Genomic DNA, 15,449 nt, shown 5'->3' with positions numbered 1-15,449 from the left:
CCCCCCCCCCCCCCCCCCCGCCCCCCCCCCCCCGCCTGGGTATGCGGTCAATCAGGGCACACGGGGGAGGGTCGCTGACCCTCCTGCCCTATGGTCGGGATGCCAAAGGGACGCGCGCTTATCTGTCCCACTTTTCGCAGAGGGAATTGACCTGGTCGGCAAATTTGGCGAGGTCCTTGTTGGCGCCGCCCCTGTTGTGCTCGATGACGGCCATAAGGCGTTTCCCGGCGGCGTAGAGGCGGCCGAACACGCCGGTGTAGACGCTTTCGGGCTTGGCGGCGGGCTTCATGACCTCGCGCTTGACGCCCGGCTCGAGCATGGTGTTGGTCAAAAGGTCGAAGCCCGCGCCGTAGTCGGGCGCGGTGACGGGGACGTTGTAGCGGTTGGCGAGCAGGGCGGCGAAGGAGTCGCACACGTCCGATTCGCCGTGCACCACGAAGATCCGCTCAATAGGGGTTTCAAACGCGTCGAGCCAGCGGAGCAGCCCGGCCTGGTCGGCGTGGCCGCTGACCCCCTCGAGGGAGACGATCTCGGCCTCGACTTCGATCGTCTCGCCGAAGAGCTTGACGGATTTGGCGCCCTCCATGAGCGCGCGCCCGAGGGTGCCGACCGCCTGGTAGCCGACGAAGACGACGGTCGACTGCGGCCGCCAGAGGTTGTGCTTGAGGTGGTGCTTGATGCGCCCCGCCTCGCACATGCCCGACGCGGAGAGGATGACCTTGGGGGTGTTGTCGAAGTTGATGGCCTTGGATTCGTCGCTCGTGATGGCGAGGTGCAGGCCGAGGAAGGTGATGGGATTGATGCCGTGGCGGATGAGCTCGGTGGCCTCCTCGTCGAAGTCGGCGCGGTTGTCCTGGAAGATGCTCGTCGCCTCGACGGCCAGCGGGCTGTCGACGTAGACGGGGAAGTTGTTGTGCCCATGGACGAGCCCGCGCGCCTTGATGTCGCGCAGGAAATAGAGCATCTCCTGCGTGCGCCCGACGGCGAAGGAGGGGATGACGACGTTGCCTCCCCGGTCGAAGGTGCGCTGGATGATTTGGGCGAGGCTTTCGGCATAGTCGGGCGGGGGATTGTGGAGCCGGTCGCCGTAGGTGGATTCCACGACGACGTAATCCGCCTCCGCGATATAGCTCGGGTCGTTGATGAGAGGCTGGTTGAGGTTGCCCACATCGCCCGAAAAGACGAGCTTTTTGGTGACGCCCTCCTCAGTGACCCACAGTTCGATACTCGCGGACCCGAGCAGGTGGCCCGCGTCGATGAACCGGATGGCGATCCCGTCGCAGAGCTGTTCGACCTGGTTGTAGACGTAGGGCTCGAGCTGGGAGATCGCCGCCTCCGCGTCCCGCATGGTGTACATCGGCTCGATCTCCTCGCGGCCGGCGCGTTTGCCCTTGCGGTTTTTCCACTCGGCCTCAAATTCCTGGATGTGCGCGGAGTCGCGCAGCATGATGCCGCAGAGGTCGCAGGTCGCGTCGGTCGCGCAGATCGCGCCCCGGAAGCCCAGCTTTGCCAGCAGGGGAAGGCGGCCGGAGTGGTCGATATGCGCGTGGGTCAGCAGCACATAGTCGATTTCCCCCGGCGCAAAGGGGATTTCCTGATGCTCATATTCATCGGGGCCCTGCTGCATGCCGCAGTCAATGAGGATTTTTTTCCCGCACGCCTGTAAATAGTGGCAGCTGCCGGTGACCTCGTGGTCCGCGCCAAAAAAGGACAGTTGCATAAGCCCAGCCTCCCTGTTTCATTTGTCCCTATTGTACTACATCCGGGCGGATCGCACAAGAAAGGATGCGCCGAGCATTTTTTATTGTATTGCAATAAAAAATCGGCTATCTGCGGCGGTTGCCCCGCAGGGGCGAGCCGCTTGGCCATCATTCGGAACGGCCATGTGCAGGCGGATGCGCGCTTACGCGCTCCCCGCCCCATGCGCGAAAAAATAGCCGCTGAGCGGCTATTTTTTATTGATTTTATAGACGAACATCGTCTTATAAAGTCTTTACAAGTGTTTATGAGCTTTACTGAAAAGTGGCTTAACATCAAGGCTTTTCGCACATCTTCTTATATCTCGTTATAACTCTGTAAATCTTTCTTTTGTAAACACAGGCGTCAAAAAAGCGTCAAATGCTCATGTACGGTAGAGAAGCACAAAGCAAAACAAGGATAGCCAGCCCTGCCACTATTCCGAAGTCAGGGGAACGCAATAGAAAAATTCATAGCTGTATGCTATACTTAATTAGCATTTGAACATATCAAGCTGACACAGCAATCTCTTTACTTGCCGTTAATGCGCGTCTACCAATAGTCCGCACAAAGCAAGAGTAGCGTAAAGGTATAAAAATTTCAAACTTCTTTGTAACGAAATTCCGATTTCTCCGTCTAACCTATGAAGCTGAAGGAGGTGATGACAAGTATGGACTATGAAAAGCTCTATAAAGCCTACTATTTACAGGTATACTCGTATACTATTTCTCTTGCCAAAAATCGTGAGATAGCAGAGGAAATCACGCAGAACACATTCTATAAGGCTGTTTCTACAACATCACAATTCAAAGGTAAGTCAGATGAATTGACATGGCTCTGCTCCATAGCAAAAAACCTTTACCATGATGAAATGCGAAGCCGTCAGCGAGTAGCTGATGTGAGTGAAATCAATGACTTGCCATCAAATGAAAATGTTGAGAACTCAGTTGCAGATTCTGACATGGCGTTCCGCATACACCTCGTTCTTCACCGTTTGGAAGAACCATACAAAGAAGTCTTTCAGCTTCGCGTATTCGGGGAACTATCTTTTTCACAAATCGCTGCAATTTTTGGAAAAACAGAATCATGGGCGAGAGTTACTTATCATCGTGCAAAGCTAAAAATTCAAGAAAGGATGGATGAAAAGCATGAGTAAACAATGCGATATTGTTCGAGATATTCTTCCGCTGTATGTTGACGGTGCTTGCAGCGAAGCAAGCGCAGAGATGGTAAAAGAGCATTTGAACGCCTGTGCTGACTGTAACGCAATTTATCAGAAATTGCTTTCTCACACGAGCGAAGATGTTCTTCACGAAGAAAGCGAAAGCGTTATTATGCGCCATGAGGCAAAAGAAAAGCAGAGAGGCAGAAAAAAGATAACGATTGCTGTTCTCGTTTCCATCGCTCTTTGTATCATTGCAATTTTTACAGCTCTCTTTCTGTTACCTATAAACATTGCTTATGAGCCTGTCAAAATCGACTTCCCATTTGAGGTTGAAGATGTCGAAAACGTTGAAATGTACCACTATGACGGAGTGCCTGCATCAGCAGAAAAGAAAGTAGTTGTTGCTGAAAATGATATAAAGACCCTGTATGATAAGTTCAAGGGCTTATCCCTAAAAGACAAAACGACTGAGGAAACTGCCGGAGCAGATGTGACCAGTTTTAGATTTAACCTCTCAGATGGAACAAGCTACGATTTGATTTACGCCTGCTATGGGGTTAAAAACGGCGAATTGAAGTCAGCAGCAGGCGGTTTTAAGTATTTCACAAGTGCGGATATCGGCTCTTATTGGAACAATTTGAATACGGAACTTGAGGCAATTCCTATCAATGAGAGTGAATTGCCGTGAGCAGATAGCAAACCCAGCCGAGCCTGTCAACGGTCAAGATGAACGGCGCAAATGCGCCGCCGTTGACAGCCCCGCCCGTCTTTGCTGTTCGGTAATCAAGAGGGCGACAGCACAAGATGCTGCCGCCCTCTGCCATTATTCAGAAAGGGGGATTTTCCATGACCGAACACGAAAAGTATCAAGAACATATCCGGCATACACACGATGCCTTTTGCAAGACTGTTATTCGCCACGCTGCCATAGACGCAGCCCGGAGCATACGGAGCCGCCGCAAGCGGGAAATCTCGCTTGAATATCTGATAGAAGAAAAACACTATCCATTCAGTACCACAGATAAATACTTTGCGGAGTAATCCGGCATGACCAGCTATCCGCTTTTCGTCTGTGGTCAGATGGTGCTTTTGGAAAGTCCAGAGCTTGCCGCAGCCCTGTCCGCACTATCACAGATGGAACAGGAAATCATTTTCTTGTACTACTTCCAACGATTGACGCATAGGGAGATTGGACGGAGATATGGACGGGCTGGCAACACAACCGGGCGGCGTATTCAGATGATTTTACGGCGGCTACGGGCAGAGTTGGAGGGTTTGTCCTATGAGCCAGCTACTTCCCTATGAGACAATCGTTAAGGCAAGCGAGGGCGACCCGGAAGCTGTTGCCGCCGTCCTATCCCATTATGCGGGATATGTCCGCTCTTGTGCGAAAATGGACGGACAGATTAACACGGATATGCAGGAGCATATCGTCAGGCAACTGATAGAAAGCCTGTTGAAGTTCCGCTTTGACCGCTAAACAGAAAAGTTGTATAATTAGAGCCTGACAAATTAAACTTCAATGAGGGTAGAGCAAATGGAACAGATTATCAATTATAGAGATATACCCACAGATAAAAGGATTGACATATTAAATGCTCTTGAGCGAATAGGTTTTTTTCCGGCATACGGCGGCGTGAGAACAATGCAGCAAATTATGGAAAAGTCAGTTCCAGGTTCAGGCCCACAATTCTATTTCGTTTTCCGTGAAAATGAGTTGATAGGGTACAATTTTCTCATTGGGGACACTAAGAAATATAAAGCGTTCCCATGGCTTGCTATTAGCAATATGGATGAGCAGAAGTTGACTGTTTGTGAAGAACTGATGAAAATACAAATTGCCTTTTTTGAAGAACTCGGAATGCAAAAGATAGCAGATCATTGCGTTAGGATTATGGAAGATTACAGAAAAGGAATTGGAAAGCGGAAAGAAAGCGATTGCAGATAAATTCCATTTGAAAAACGGCTGACAATTTAATACCGCCGCCCATCACAGCGGCAGATAAGCAGTAAATCTTGAAAAGGGTTACTGCTTTTTTTGCGCCCATTTTCAAAAATCTTTGGCAAACCACACCGCCGGATTGTTGTAGGGAGCAGACAGGGAAAATAAAAAAATTTTCGCTGCGTTTGCCAAAACGCCCCCTTTTCACCGTTGTAGTGGTGAACAGCGGGCAGAACACGCCGCCGCAATCGCTATATTGGTGGAGCAAGCCAGTATATCCGCAAACCAGAGCCGCCGAGGAAAGCGGTAGTTTTTTTAGAGCAAGATTCTACCGCAGTACCAAAATTCGCTTATCGCTCATTTTGCCCCTGCGGGAATCTTGTTGGGGAGTGCCTTCCCCAAACCCTGCTTATGCGGCTTACGCCGCTGGAAAATCCCTCAAAATAATTTTTCGGATTTTTCAAAAACAGTTCCGCTTTACACCCTGTTTTTCTCCTATTAGTGAGAGGACACCACGCACAGCCGAAGGAGGTTTTACCATGCGAAAACGATATAACACGCCGCACCGCAGCCGGGTAGTCAAGACACGCATGACCGAGGAAGAATACGCCGAGTTTGCGGAAAGGCTTTCTGCTTACAACATGAGCCAAGCCGAGTTTATCCGGCAAGCCATAACCGGGGCAGCCATACGCCCCATCATAACCGTTTCCCCCGTCAATGACGAGTTGCTTGCCGCTGTCGGGAAGCTGACCGCCGAATACGGCAGGATCGGCGGCAACTTAAACCAGATAGCCCGGACGCTGAACGAGTGGCACAGCCCCTACCCGCAGCTTGCCGGGGAGGTACGGGCGGCGGTTTCCGACCTTGCTGCCCTAAAGTTTGAAGTCTTGCAGAAAGTGGGTGACGCTGTTGGCAACATTCAAACATATCAGCTCTAAAAATGCGGACTATGGCGCAGCGGAAGCCTATCTCACATTTGAGCATGACGAGTTTACCATGAAGCCCACCCTTGATGAAAACGGGCGGCTGATACCGAGGGAGGATTACCGCATTTCTTCCCTCAACTGTGGGGGCGAGGATTTCGCTGTTGCCTGTATGCGGGCTAATCTCCGCTATGAGAAAAACCAAAAACGGGAAGATGTGAAAAGCCACCACTATATCATCAGCTTTGACCCACGGGACGGGACAGACAACGGCTTGACCGTAGACCGGGCGCAGGAGCTGGGCGAGCAGTTCTGTAAAGAGCATTTCCCCGGACACCAAGCCTTAGTCTGCACCCACCCGGACGGGCATAACCACAGCGGCAATATCCATGTGCATATCGTCATCAACTCCCTGCGGATTTATGAAGTCCCGCTTCTGCCCTACATGGACAGACCAGCCGACACACGGGAGGGCTGCAAGCACCGCTGCACCAACGCCGCTATGGAATATTTCAAGAGTGAAGTCATGGAGATGTGCCACCGGGAGGGGCTTTACCAAATCGACCTCCTAAGCGGCAGCAAGGAACGGATAACCGAACGGGAATACTGGGCGGCAAAGAAAGGACAGCTTGCCCTTGATAAAGAGAACGCTGTCAGAGAAGCCGCAGGACAGCCGACCAAGCCCACCAAGTTTGAAACGGACAAGGCGAAGCTGCGCCGGACGATACGGCAGGCACTTTCCCAAGCTGGCAGCTTTGACGAATTTTCTTCCCTTTTGCTGCGGGAGGGTGTGACCGTCAAGGAGAGCCGGGGGCGGCTTTCCTACCTCACGCCGGACAGGACAAAGCCTATCACAGCCCGGAAGCTGGGGGACGATTTTGACAAGGCTGCTGTCCTTGTCCTGCTTACGCAGAACGCCCACAGAGCCGCCGAACAGAGCAAAGCCATACTCGAATACCCTGCCGCGGTTAAAAAGCTGTCACAAGGGGAAAAACCACAAAAACCACCCCGGCAGACAACACCTTGCAGCGCATGGTTGACCGGGAAGCCAAGCGAGCCGAGGGCAAGGGCGTGGGCTATGACCGCTGGGCGGCAAAGCACAACCTAAAGCAAATGGCAGCTACCGTTACCGCCTATCAGCAGTACGGCTTTTCTTCCCCGGAGGAACTGGACGAAGCCTGTTCTGCCGCCTATACCGCCATGCGGGAAAGCCTTACAGAGCTGAAGCAGATGGAAAAGACGCTGAACGGGAAAAAGGAGCTGCAACGGCAGGTGCTTGCCTATTCCAAGACCCGCCCTGTCCGGGACGGGCTGAAACAGCAGAAAAACGCCAAAGCAAAAGCAGCCTACCGTCAGAAGTACGAAAGCGACTTTATCATAGCAGACGCAGCCGCCCGCTATTTCAGGGAAAACGGCATTTCCAAGCTGCCGAGCTATAAAGCCCTGCAAGCAGAGATTGAAACCCTTATCCAAGAGAAAAACAGCGGCTACAACGATTACCGGGCAAAACGGGAGGAATACCGCCGCTTACAGACTGTCAAGGGCAATATCGACCAGATTTTACACCGGGAGCGCAAGCCTGTGAAAAGGCAGGAACAGGAACGATAAAAACCGCCCCAAAATGTACCCGAACCTATACAGAACAAGGGGGCTGCCCCGTACCCTATCCGCAAATACCAAAGGATTTTTTAACGGGCTTATAGGGCAGAAAAAACCCGAAAATGATACCGAGATGATACAGAATTACCGCCGATACCGCCACACCAGCGGAAACGGCAGAAAGGAGCGCACCCATGCCAAGAATGAGCAAGAAACGGCGGCTGGAATGGTCTTTTTTCCTGCGGCAAGTGAAAGTCGGGAATTCCACCTGCGATCGTATCACATACAATGACCTCTGCCGGGGCTGTACCCATAGCTGCAAGCAGAGCTTCCGGGCGGTTATCATACTCTGCCCCCACTACTACTCCAAACGCCGGAAAAAGGAGGACAGGGACAATGGCAGATAACCGCAAGTATTACTACCTCAAGCTGAAAGAGAACTTTTTTGACAGCGACTCCATTGTGCTGCTGGAAGATATGAAAGACGGGATTTTATACTCCAATATCCTCTTGAAGCTGTACTTAAAATCGCTGAAAAACGGCGGGAAATTGCAGCTTGACGAGCATATCCCCTACACAGCGCAGATGATAGCGACACTGACCCGCCACCAGATAGGGACGGTTGAGAGGGCTTTAGAGATTTTCCGGCAGTTGGGGCTTGTGGAGCAGCTTGACAGCGGGGCTTTCTATATGACCGACATTGAGCTGATGATAGGACAGTCCTCTACCGAAGCCGAGCGGAAACGGGCTGCAAGACTGGAAAACAAGGCACTTTTACCGCCCCGGACAAAAGGCGGACATTTGTCCGACATTCGTCCACCAGAGATAGAGATAGAGTTAGAGAAAGAGATAGAGATAGAAAAAGAGAGAGAGGGAGAAACGGGACACCCCGCCCCCGCCGCTTATGGCAGATACAACAATGTGATACTGACCGATACAGAGCTTTCCGGGCTAAAAACAGAGTTGCCCGACAAGTGGGAGTATTATATTGACCGGCTTTCCTGCCATATCGCTTCCACCGGGAAACAGTACCACAGCCATGCAGCCACCATTTACAAGTGGGCGCAGGAGGACGCTGCCAAAGGCAAGGCTGCCCCGAAACAGGGCATACCCGATTATTCATGCAAGGAGGGCGAGAGCTTATGAAAAACGGAATTGAAGCTATGATTACGGACATTACAGCCACTACCGCCGAAGCGGAGGACTACACAGGCGAGGACGGGCTTTTATACTGCGGTAAGTGCCATACGCCCAAAGAAGCCTATTTTGCAGAGGGAAAGACTTGTTTCGGGCGTGACCGCCACCCGGCAGAGTGCGACTGCCAGCGGGCAGCCCGTGAAAAGCAGCAAGCCGCCGAAAGCCGACAGAAGCACCTTGAAAAAGTGGAGGACTTGAAACGCCGGGGCTTTACCGACCCTGCTATGCGGAACTGGACATTTGAGCATGACAACGGCAGAAACCCGCAGACCGAAACCGCCCGCTTTTATGTGGAGAGCTGGGAAACCATGCAGGCTGAAAATATCGGCTACCTGTTTTGGGGCGGCGTGGGGACGGGAAAAAGCTACCTTGCCGCCTGTATCGCCAACGCCCTTATGGAAAAAGAGGTTGCCGTCTGCATGACAAACTTTGCAACGATACTGGGTGACCTTGCCGCCAGCTTTGAGGGCAGGAACGAATATATTTCCCGCCTTTGCAGCTACCCTCTGCTGATACTTGATGATTTCGGTATGGAGCGAGGAACAGAATACGGGCTGGAACAGGTTTACAGCGTGATTGACAGCCGTTACCGAAGCGGCAAGCCGCTGATCGCCACGACCAACCTCACGCTGGAGGAATTGCAGCACCCGCAGGACACGCCCCACGCCCGTATCTATGACAGGCTGACTTCCATGTGCGCCCCCGTCCGCTTCACGGGCAGCAACTTCCGAAAGGAAACCGCACAGGAAAAGCTGGAACGCTTAAAGCAACTGATGAAGCAGCGAAAGGAGAGCCTATGACAGAAACGAAACAGACAAGCACCACCAAAACAGACCGCCGCCCGGACTGTGTGACGGAAATCCGCATGGGCAACTCCGTCCTTACCGTTTCCGGCTTCTTCAAGCAGGGCGCAACCGACACCGCAGCCGACAAGATGATGAAAGTGCTGGAAGCGGAAGCTGCTACACAAAAAACGGCGATTTGACCGACCATAAAGAAGCAGATTTGACGCTTTTGCCGCTATACAGACAGCCGCCCCATGTGGTACAATCAAGGTACGGAATAGTGGGGCTGGCTGTCGGAAACGGAGGATTTTATGTTAAGACAGACCAACCAACAACCAATTACCGCCCTTTACCCAAGACTATCCCATGAGGACGAGCTGCAAGGCGAAAGCAATTCCATTTCCAATCAGAAGCGTATCCTTGAAACCTATGCAAAGCAGAACGGCTTTTCCAATCTGCGCTGGTACACGGACGACGGTTATTCTGGTGCGAACTTTCAAAGACCCGGTTTTCAAGCCATGCTTGCGGACATTGAAGCCGGAAAAGTCGGGACAGTTATCGTAAAGGATATGTCGAGGTTAGGGCGAAACTACCTGCAAGTGGGAATGTACACGGAAATGATTTTCCCACAGAAAGGTGTCCGCTTCATCGCTATCAATGACGGAGTGGACAGCGCACAGGGCGACAATGACTTTGCCCCGCTGCGGAATATCTTTAACGAATGGCTGGTGAGAGATACGAGCAAGAAAATCAAAGCAGTAAAACGCTCAAAAGGCATGAATGGCAAGCCCATCACAAGCAAGCCTGTGTATGGCTACCTCATGGACGAGGATGAAAATTTCATTATTGACGAGGAAGCTGCACCCGTAGTCAAGCAGATATACAACCTCTGTCTTGCCGGGAATGGTCCGACCAAGATAGCCCGTATGCTCACAGAGCAGCAAATCCCCACGCCGGGAACGCTTGAATACCGCAGGACGGGCAGCACCCGCCGCTACCACCCCGGCTATGAGTGCAAGTGGGCGACCAATACCGTAGTGCATATCCTTGAAAACCGGGAATACACAGGCTGTCTGGTAAATTTCAAGACAGAAAAACTTTCTTACAAAGTCAAGCACAGTGTAGAAAATCCCCCGGAAAAGCAAGTGATTTTCGAGAACCACCACGAGCCTATCATAGACACCCAAACATGGGAACGGGTGCAGGAGCTTCGCAAACAGCGCAAACGCCCAAACCGCTATGATGAAGTGGGTTTGTTCTCCGGCATACTGTTCTGTGCGGACTGCGGCAGCGTGATGTATCAGCAGCGATACCAGACGGACAAGCGCAAGCAGGACTGTTATATCTGCGGCAACTACAAGAAACGCACCCATGACTGTACGGCGCACTTTATCCGCACCGACCTCTTGACCGCTGGTGTACTCTCCAATCTGCGGAAAGTGACCAGCTATGCGGCAAAGCATGAAGCCCGGTTTATGAAACTCTTGATTGAGCAGAACGAGGACGGGGGCAAACGCAGGAACGCCGCCAAGAAAAAGGAACTGGAAGCCTCCGAGAAACGCATAGCCGAGTTATCCGCTATCTTCAAGCGGCTGTATGAGGACAGCGTGACCGGGCGCATATCAGACGAGCGTTTCACAGAGCTGTCGGCAGACTATGAAGCAGAGCAACGGGAGCTGAAAGAAAGAGCCGCTGCTATTCAAGCGGAGCTTTCCAAAGCACAGGAAGCCACCGTGAACGCAGAAAAGTTTATGAATGTTGTCCGGCGGCATACCAGCTTTGAAGAACTTACCCCTACTCTGCTGCGGGAGTTTGTAGAGAAAATCGTTGTGCATGAGTGCAGCTATGACGAGAACAAGACCCGCAGACAGGACATTGAGATTTATTATTCTTTTGTTGGCAAGGTGGACTTGCCCGAATAACCGCCCGACCTATCCGACACAATGCGCAAGTGCCGGATAGGAACGGCAAAATTTTTTACACTTCTATTACTTCTTTATCGCACATCAGTAAATGTTCACGGATTGTCACGCAGTAGAATGGCCTTTTGAAACGAAGGAGCATAAAACTCTTAACCGCTCTGCTTTCACTTGCGTAATTGCTATACAAGCAGAGACAGGCGACTTGTCAACAACGGCGATACCGTTCGCTTTAACGTTAATAAGCACAGGTGGATCTGTTTCCCTTAGAGAAAAATTCATCTCATGATTTACATTAACTCTTGTCGACCAAATCAACAATTTTTCTGTGCAAATCTGCATATTCACATGGAATAGCGCCGATGTTTAAAAGCGATGAAAGAGTAATGCTTTTCTGATTTCCTACCTTTTCATTTAAAACCTTTGCAGGTAAAAGATAAAAATCCCACTGTTTCAAGTCCAAAGGATTGACCGTTTGTTGCTCTTTGTGTTTATGAACACAAAATACATATATATCAGCTTGCCGCTTCTTTAGCGTATCATATTCGTTCGTTTTACTGTCCCATGCCAATGTAGGCTGGATGCCAAATATAAGTTTGGAGAGGCCTTTTTGCTCCCACGTTTGAAGATAACCAGAAGTCTTTACCTCAATAGCAATTCCTTCCGCCGACAATAAATCATATTTGTCCCATGCAATACGTTCCTTGTTTTGTATTCCCATGGCGCATGCGACTATATATTCTGCCAATGCTCCCCTTTCGGTGTTTCCAAGCAAATCCGAATATGCCCAACTCCAGAAATCTTCTAATTTAGCTACTTGATTTCCTGTTTTATCGGTAAGCGGCATCTCGCCTTTTAAAAAGTGAGATGACATTGCCGGATACCTTATTTCCTCATTCATTTTATTATCAACCTCTTTTCCCTGTTGTAGTATGAAAATTATACCACACTAATGAGGATTTGGGCGCAAACAAGTAGTTTTTCGGAAGAGGGTACCCTCTTCCTATGCTTGCTACGGAAGTTTTCGACTTCAAAAAGCGGAATGGAAAGGAACAAAAATGAATTTCCAACGTAGCACATGGAAAAGCAGCTTTTCGCTCCCAATGGAACCTAATCCCTCATATCTTCTTAATCCTTTTTATAAGTTCTCACGGAGCACGGGCGTCAAAAAAGCGTCAAATGGCATTTGAAAGCTGTTTATTACCCCGCTGCGTGAAGCCAGAAAAGATAGAGTTTACGTGGGTTTCGGCGGGAGCAAGCCCCCGCCCTACAAAGGTTGTTCCACTATTTTTTATTGCAAAGCAATAAAAAATCGGCCATCTGCGGCGGTTGCCCCGCAGGGGCGAGCCGCTTGGCCATCATTCGGAACGGCCATGTGCAGGCGGATGCGCGCTTACGCGCTCCCCGCTCCATGCGCGAAAAAATAGCCTAAGCGGCTATTTTTTACAGGAGCCGTCCGTGGCCGAACGCGCCCTCGACCTGGCAGGAGCGCGCGGCGAAGAGCGCGGCCTGCGAGAGACCGGCCCGGACCAGCTTCTGCCGGTAGTCGCCGAGGTCCCCGGGGAGGAAGCCGACCTGCGCGGGAAGCGTGCCGGTGCAGTGTTCCAGCAGGCGCGCGCCGTCCAGGTAGGTGAGCAGGAAACGGGTGATGAAGGAATCCCCCGCGCCGAGCGTGTCGACCACGCTTGTCCGATAGGCGTCCTGGCGGTAGAACCCGTGCCCGTCGAAGCAGAAGGAGCCGTGCATCCCGCGGGTGCCCACGGCGAGGCGGCAGCCGAAGCCCACCGCGCGGCGCAGCAGCGCCTCGGTCTCCTCCTCGGAGACGTTGCTGCAGGAGAAAAAGGCGTAATCGACCTTTTTGCAGACGCTCTCCAAAAAGTCGGGGGGCAGGGGGGTGAGCTCCTGGAGGTATTCCTCGCCCGACTGGTCGGTGAACTCCTGCTGCCACTCGACCGAAAAATCGTAGGAGACCGGCACGCCGAGCCCGCAGAGCAGGTCAAAGGCGCCGGGCGCGAAGGTGGAGTAGATGCTGGTATGGATGAGGTCGAAGGAGCGGATGTAATCCAGTTCTCCTTCGTCGAAGCAAAGCGGGAAGGCGTCGATGATCGAGCGGTCGTACTGGGTAAAGGTCCGGTCTCCCTCCCGCGAGACGATCACGTCCCGGGAGGTGATTCCCCGCTCCCGCCGCAGGTGGGAGACGTCCACGCCGGTTTCGGCAAGCCCGCCGGCCAGCAGGTCCCCGAAGCTGTCCAGGCCGGCCACGCCGATATAGGCGGACGGGTAGCCGTTGATGGCGGCATAGGCGGCCACGTTGGGACAGTTCCCGCCGGAGTAGGAGACGCCCGAGGCCGCGTAGGTATCGATGTTGTTATCCCCAATGGCAATGAGCTTGAACATAATGCCCTCCTTATTGATCGTTGAATCGGCTATAATATCATAATATATAACAATAACATACAAGTCAATAGAAATCCGTTAAAACAGCAGAAAAAAGAAAACTTTTCAAAAGGGATTGCCGCAGTGGGAATTTTATGTTATTATATATTATAACAAATATCGGGACGACAAGGATGGAGGTGGAGGAGTGGCCGAGAGCCTGAACCTGCTGGGGCAGTGCGCCCAGCCGCTGACGGTGATCCCGCTCTACCGGCAGCTGCGCAAGCTGATTGAAAACGAGATCGCCGCGGGCCGCTGGAAGCCCAACGAGCGGATTCCCTCCGAGGCGGAGCTGAGCCGGATGTTTTCGGTCAGCCGGATCACGGTGCGCGCGGCGCTGACCGAGCTGGCGGACGAGGGGATGCTCGTGAAGATCCAGGGCAAGGGGACCTTCGTGACCAACGCCAAAAGCAAGCAGCTTTTGACGATCGGGGTGTCGAGCTTTGAGGAGATGTGCCGCCAGAACGATCTGGAGCCCAAGCGGGTGCAGCTCTTCAAAAAGCTGGTGGACGCCGACGAGCGCGACATGGTGCAGCTCGGGGCCAAACGCGGGGAGAAGATCGTCTACCTCTCCCGTCTGCTCTGCGCGGACGAGACGCCGCTCATCCTCGCCGAGGACCGGATGCGGGAGGAGTTCTCCTTCCTGATGGAGGAGGACCTCGAAAAGAAGTCCCTCAACGGGCTGATGATCCAGAGCGGGCTGGCGGACGGCCTCTATTCCAGCGAGCGGACAATTGAAATCTGCATGGCCACCGCGAAAGAGGCGGAGTGGCTGCGAGTGCAGGGCGGGTCGCCGCTGCTGCTGCTGCGGGACCTCTCCACCGACCGGGAGGGCCGGCCCGTCCGCCGGACAAAGGAGCTGCTTGTGGGGGACCGGGTGCGGATTTCCTACATCGCCCAGCCGCCCCGCAGGCCGTAAAACACAGAGGTTTTAGAGAAACTGCCGGTTTTCCGGCAGTTTTTTTATGCGTTTTTTTGCCTGTTTGCGGTTGACGCGGACAGGTCGGCAGGGTATAGTTGTATTATATCATTATACATCATAATGTAATATAGGAAAGGGCGGTTGTTATGAGCAAACTGGCATTGGAGATCGCGCACCAGATGGATGCGGTGGCGATCAGTCCGGAACACGACTTTCGGGACATGGAGGAGCTGGTGCGCGCGGCGAAGGAGTTCGACCTGCACCTCGTCTATGGGCTGAACTGCTTTTACCCCTATCTGCTGCGGGAGCTGAAGGGCACCCACACGATCGTGGGGGGCGGGCTTGTGTCGGCGTCGAGCGGGTTTGAATCGACCGAGCAGAAGCTCTTCCTCGCAAAGCTCTACCAGGAGATGGGCTGCGGCGAAATCGACATGTACCTCAACCTGCCCTATCTCCGCTCGGGGATGGAGGATCGGGCGCTCGAGGAGCTCAAGCGGATGCGCGAAGCGGTGAAATGCCCCCTCAAGGTGATCATCGAAGCGCCGCTGCTGACCCCCGCGCAGATCAAATCCGCCTGCGAGGTGGTCATCGCGTCGGGCGCCGACTTTATCAAGACGGGCACCGGCTTTTTCGGGCCGACCACGCTGGAGATCGTGCGGATGGTCAGCGATGCGGCCGCCGGACGCATCCGGATCAAGGCGGCGGGGGGGATCATGGGCTATGAAACCCTCAAGGCCATGCGGGAAATGGGGGTGTCCCGGTTCGGCATGGGCTATAAGAAGGTCGCTGCGATGCTCCGCGAGCTCTGAAGGCGGGGAAGCGGG

Annotated in this window: 16 protein-coding genes and 2 pseudogenes; 15 read left to right on the top strand and 3 right to left on the bottom strand. The window is 52.9% G+C overall.

What is annotated here, in order from left to right:
• Positions 1-118 precede the first annotated feature (118 nt).
• Positions 119-1,720 (bottom strand): MBL fold metallo-hydrolase RNA specificity domain-containing protein, encoded by a 1,602-nt coding sequence (locus NE609_RS11855; RefSeq protein WP_256152610.1) that lies wholly within the window; start codon positions 1,718-1,720, stop codon positions 119-121.
• Between the two features lie 141 nt (positions 1,721-1,861).
• On the opposite strand from NE609_RS11855, the gene NE609_RS11850 reads away from it, so the two are divergent.
• The 13 genes and pseudogenes from NE609_RS11850 to NE609_RS11790 all read left to right on the top strand — a co-directional run bounded on the left by NE609_RS11850 (position 1,862) and on the right by NE609_RS11790 (position 11,270).
• Positions 1,862-2,071: a hypothetical protein gene (locus NE609_RS11850; protein ID WP_256152609.1), complete on the top strand. Its 210-nt coding sequence runs from the start codon at positions 1,862-1,864 to the stop codon at positions 2,069-2,071.
• 309 nt (positions 2,072-2,380) lie between these two features.
• Positions 2,381-2,893 carry an RNA polymerase sigma factor gene (locus NE609_RS11845; RefSeq protein WP_003533443.1) on the top strand — a complete coding sequence of 171 codons (513 nt, stop codon included), beginning with the start codon at positions 2,381-2,383 and terminating at the stop codon, positions 2,891-2,893.
• Positions 2,886-3,590 (top strand): zf-HC2 domain-containing protein, encoded by a 705-nt coding sequence (locus NE609_RS11840; protein ID WP_005946129.1) that lies wholly within the window; start codon positions 2,886-2,888, stop codon positions 3,588-3,590. The genes NE609_RS11845 and NE609_RS11840 overlap by 8 nt, the downstream gene beginning before the upstream one ends.
• Positions 3,591-3,706: 116 nt before the next feature.
• Positions 3,707-4,207, top strand: a pseudogene (locus NE609_RS11835) (RNA polymerase sigma factor).
• Positions 4,185-4,382 carry a helix-turn-helix domain-containing protein gene (locus NE609_RS11830; RefSeq protein WP_005921293.1) on the top strand — a complete coding sequence of 66 codons (198 nt, stop codon included), beginning with the start codon at positions 4,185-4,187 and terminating at the stop codon, positions 4,380-4,382. Before NE609_RS11835 ends, NE609_RS11830 begins: the two are co-directional and overlap by 23 nt.
• A 42-nt stretch (positions 4,383-4,424) precedes the next feature.
• Complete coding sequence (locus NE609_RS11825; protein WP_005921288.1) at positions 4,425-4,850, top strand: hypothetical protein; 426 nt, start codon at positions 4,425-4,427, stop codon at positions 4,848-4,850.
• A gap of 533 nt (positions 4,851-5,383) precedes the next feature.
• Positions 5,384-5,782 carry a plasmid mobilization relaxosome protein MobC gene (locus tag NE609_RS11820; protein ID WP_002569238.1) on the top strand — a complete coding sequence of 133 codons (399 nt, stop codon included), beginning with the start codon at positions 5,384-5,386 and terminating at the stop codon, positions 5,780-5,782.
• A pseudogene (locus tag NE609_RS11815) lies at positions 5,754-7,375 on the top strand (relaxase/mobilization nuclease domain-containing protein). The gene NE609_RS11820 and the pseudogene NE609_RS11815 overlap by 29 nt, the downstream one beginning before the upstream one ends.
• A gap of 185 nt (positions 7,376-7,560) precedes the next feature.
• The gene (locus NE609_RS11810) at positions 7,561-7,773 is read left to right on the top strand and encodes a hypothetical protein (RefSeq protein WP_002569236.1); all 213 of its coding nucleotides are present in this window, start codon (positions 7,561-7,563) and stop codon (positions 7,771-7,773) included.
• Positions 7,763-8,512, top strand: coding sequence for a phage replisome organizer N-terminal domain-containing protein (locus NE609_RS11805; RefSeq protein WP_002569235.1), 750 nt, complete (start codon positions 7,763-7,765; stop codon positions 8,510-8,512). The genes NE609_RS11810 and NE609_RS11805 overlap by 11 nt, the downstream gene beginning before the upstream one ends.
• Complete coding sequence (locus NE609_RS11800; protein WP_002569234.1) at positions 8,509-9,363, top strand: ATP-binding protein; 855 nt, start codon at positions 8,509-8,511, stop codon at positions 9,361-9,363. The genes NE609_RS11805 and NE609_RS11800 overlap by 4 nt, the downstream gene beginning before the upstream one ends.
• Complete coding sequence (locus NE609_RS11795; RefSeq protein WP_002569233.1) at positions 9,360-9,548, top strand: transposon-encoded TnpW family protein; 189 nt, start codon at positions 9,360-9,362, stop codon at positions 9,546-9,548. The genes NE609_RS11800 and NE609_RS11795 overlap by 4 nt, the downstream gene beginning before the upstream one ends.
• A gap of 111 nt (positions 9,549-9,659) precedes the next feature.
• Positions 9,660-11,270, top strand: coding sequence for a recombinase family protein (locus NE609_RS11790; protein ID WP_002569232.1), 1,611 nt, complete (start codon positions 9,660-9,662; stop codon positions 11,268-11,270).
• A 292-nt stretch (positions 11,271-11,562) separates the two neighbouring features.
• On the opposite strand, the gene NE609_RS11785 is transcribed toward NE609_RS11790, so the two are convergent.
• Together NE609_RS11785 and NE609_RS11780 are read right to left on the bottom strand one after the other, a co-directional pair.
• The gene (locus NE609_RS11785; protein WP_256152608.1) at positions 11,563-12,168 is read right to left on the bottom strand and encodes a hypothetical protein; all 606 of its coding nucleotides are present in this window, start codon (positions 12,166-12,168) and stop codon (positions 11,563-11,565) included.
• Between the two features lie 542 nt (positions 12,169-12,710).
• A complete protein-coding gene (locus tag NE609_RS11780; protein ID WP_256152607.1) occupies positions 12,711-13,664 on the bottom strand; it encodes a PfkB family carbohydrate kinase in 954 nt (317 codons plus the stop codon).
• 187 nt (positions 13,665-13,851) lie between these two features.
• Between NE609_RS11780 and NE609_RS11775 the strand changes: the two genes are divergently transcribed.
• Together NE609_RS11775 and deoC are read left to right on the top strand one after the other, a co-directional pair.
• Complete coding sequence (locus tag NE609_RS11775) at positions 13,852-14,622, top strand: GntR family transcriptional regulator (RefSeq protein WP_256152606.1); 771 nt, start codon at positions 13,852-13,854, stop codon at positions 14,620-14,622.
• Positions 14,623-14,771: 149 nt separating this feature from the next.
• Positions 14,772-15,434 (top strand): deoxyribose-phosphate aldolase, encoded by a 663-nt coding sequence (gene deoC, locus NE609_RS11770; protein ID WP_256152605.1) that lies wholly within the window; start codon positions 14,772-14,774, stop codon positions 15,432-15,434.
• Positions 15,435-15,449 lie beyond the last annotated feature (15 nt).

It is taken from the genome of Anaerotruncus sp. DFI.9.16 (assembly GCF_024461615.1).
GTDB lineage: Bacteria > Bacillota > Clostridia > Oscillospirales > Ruminococcaceae > Anaerotruncus > Anaerotruncus massiliensis.
The sequence above is the reverse complement of the archived record's forward strand: the minus strand, read 5'-3'. Positions and strand labels throughout refer to the sequence as shown.

Bases quoted from the DNA above. Each gene is read 5' to 3' on its own strand.
- NE609_RS11855 (WP_256152610.1), bottom strand. From the start codon at position 1,720: ATGCAACTGTCCTTTTTTGGCGCGGACCACGAGGTCACCGGCAGCTGC.
- NE609_RS11845 (WP_003533443.1), top strand. From the start codon at position 2,381: ATGAAGCTGAAGGAGGTGATGACAAGTATGGACTATGAAAAGCTCTAT.
- NE609_RS11840 (WP_005946129.1), top strand. From the start codon at position 2,886: ATGAGTAAACAATGCGATATTGTTCGAGATATTCTTCCGCTGTATGTT.
- NE609_RS11830 (WP_005921293.1), top strand. From the start codon at position 4,185: ATGAGCCAGCTACTTCCCTATGAGACAATCGTTAAGGCAAGCGAGGGC.
- NE609_RS11825 (WP_005921288.1), top strand. From the start codon at position 4,425: ATGAGGGTAGAGCAAATGGAACAGATTATCAATTATAGAGATATACCC.
- NE609_RS11820 (WP_002569238.1), top strand. From the start codon at position 5,384: ATGCGAAAACGATATAACACGCCGCACCGCAGCCGGGTAGTCAAGACA.
- NE609_RS11810 (WP_002569236.1), top strand. From the start codon at position 7,561: ATGCCAAGAATGAGCAAGAAACGGCGGCTGGAATGGTCTTTTTTCCTG.
- NE609_RS11805 (WP_002569235.1), top strand. From the start codon at position 7,763: ATGGCAGATAACCGCAAGTATTACTACCTCAAGCTGAAAGAGAACTTT.
- NE609_RS11800 (WP_002569234.1), top strand. From the start codon at position 8,509: ATGAAAAACGGAATTGAAGCTATGATTACGGACATTACAGCCACTACC.
- NE609_RS11795 (WP_002569233.1), top strand. From the start codon at position 9,360: ATGACAGAAACGAAACAGACAAGCACCACCAAAACAGACCGCCGCCCG.
- NE609_RS11790 (WP_002569232.1), top strand. From the start codon at position 9,660: ATGTTAAGACAGACCAACCAACAACCAATTACCGCCCTTTACCCAAGA.
- NE609_RS11785 (WP_256152608.1), bottom strand. From the start codon at position 12,168: ATGAATGAGGAAATAAGGTATCCGGCAATGTCATCTCACTTTTTAAAA.
- NE609_RS11780 (WP_256152607.1), bottom strand. From the start codon at position 13,664: ATGTTCAAGCTCATTGCCATTGGGGATAACAACATCGATACCTACGCG.
- deoC (WP_256152605.1), top strand. From the start codon at position 14,772: ATGAGCAAACTGGCATTGGAGATCGCGCACCAGATGGATGCGGTGGCG.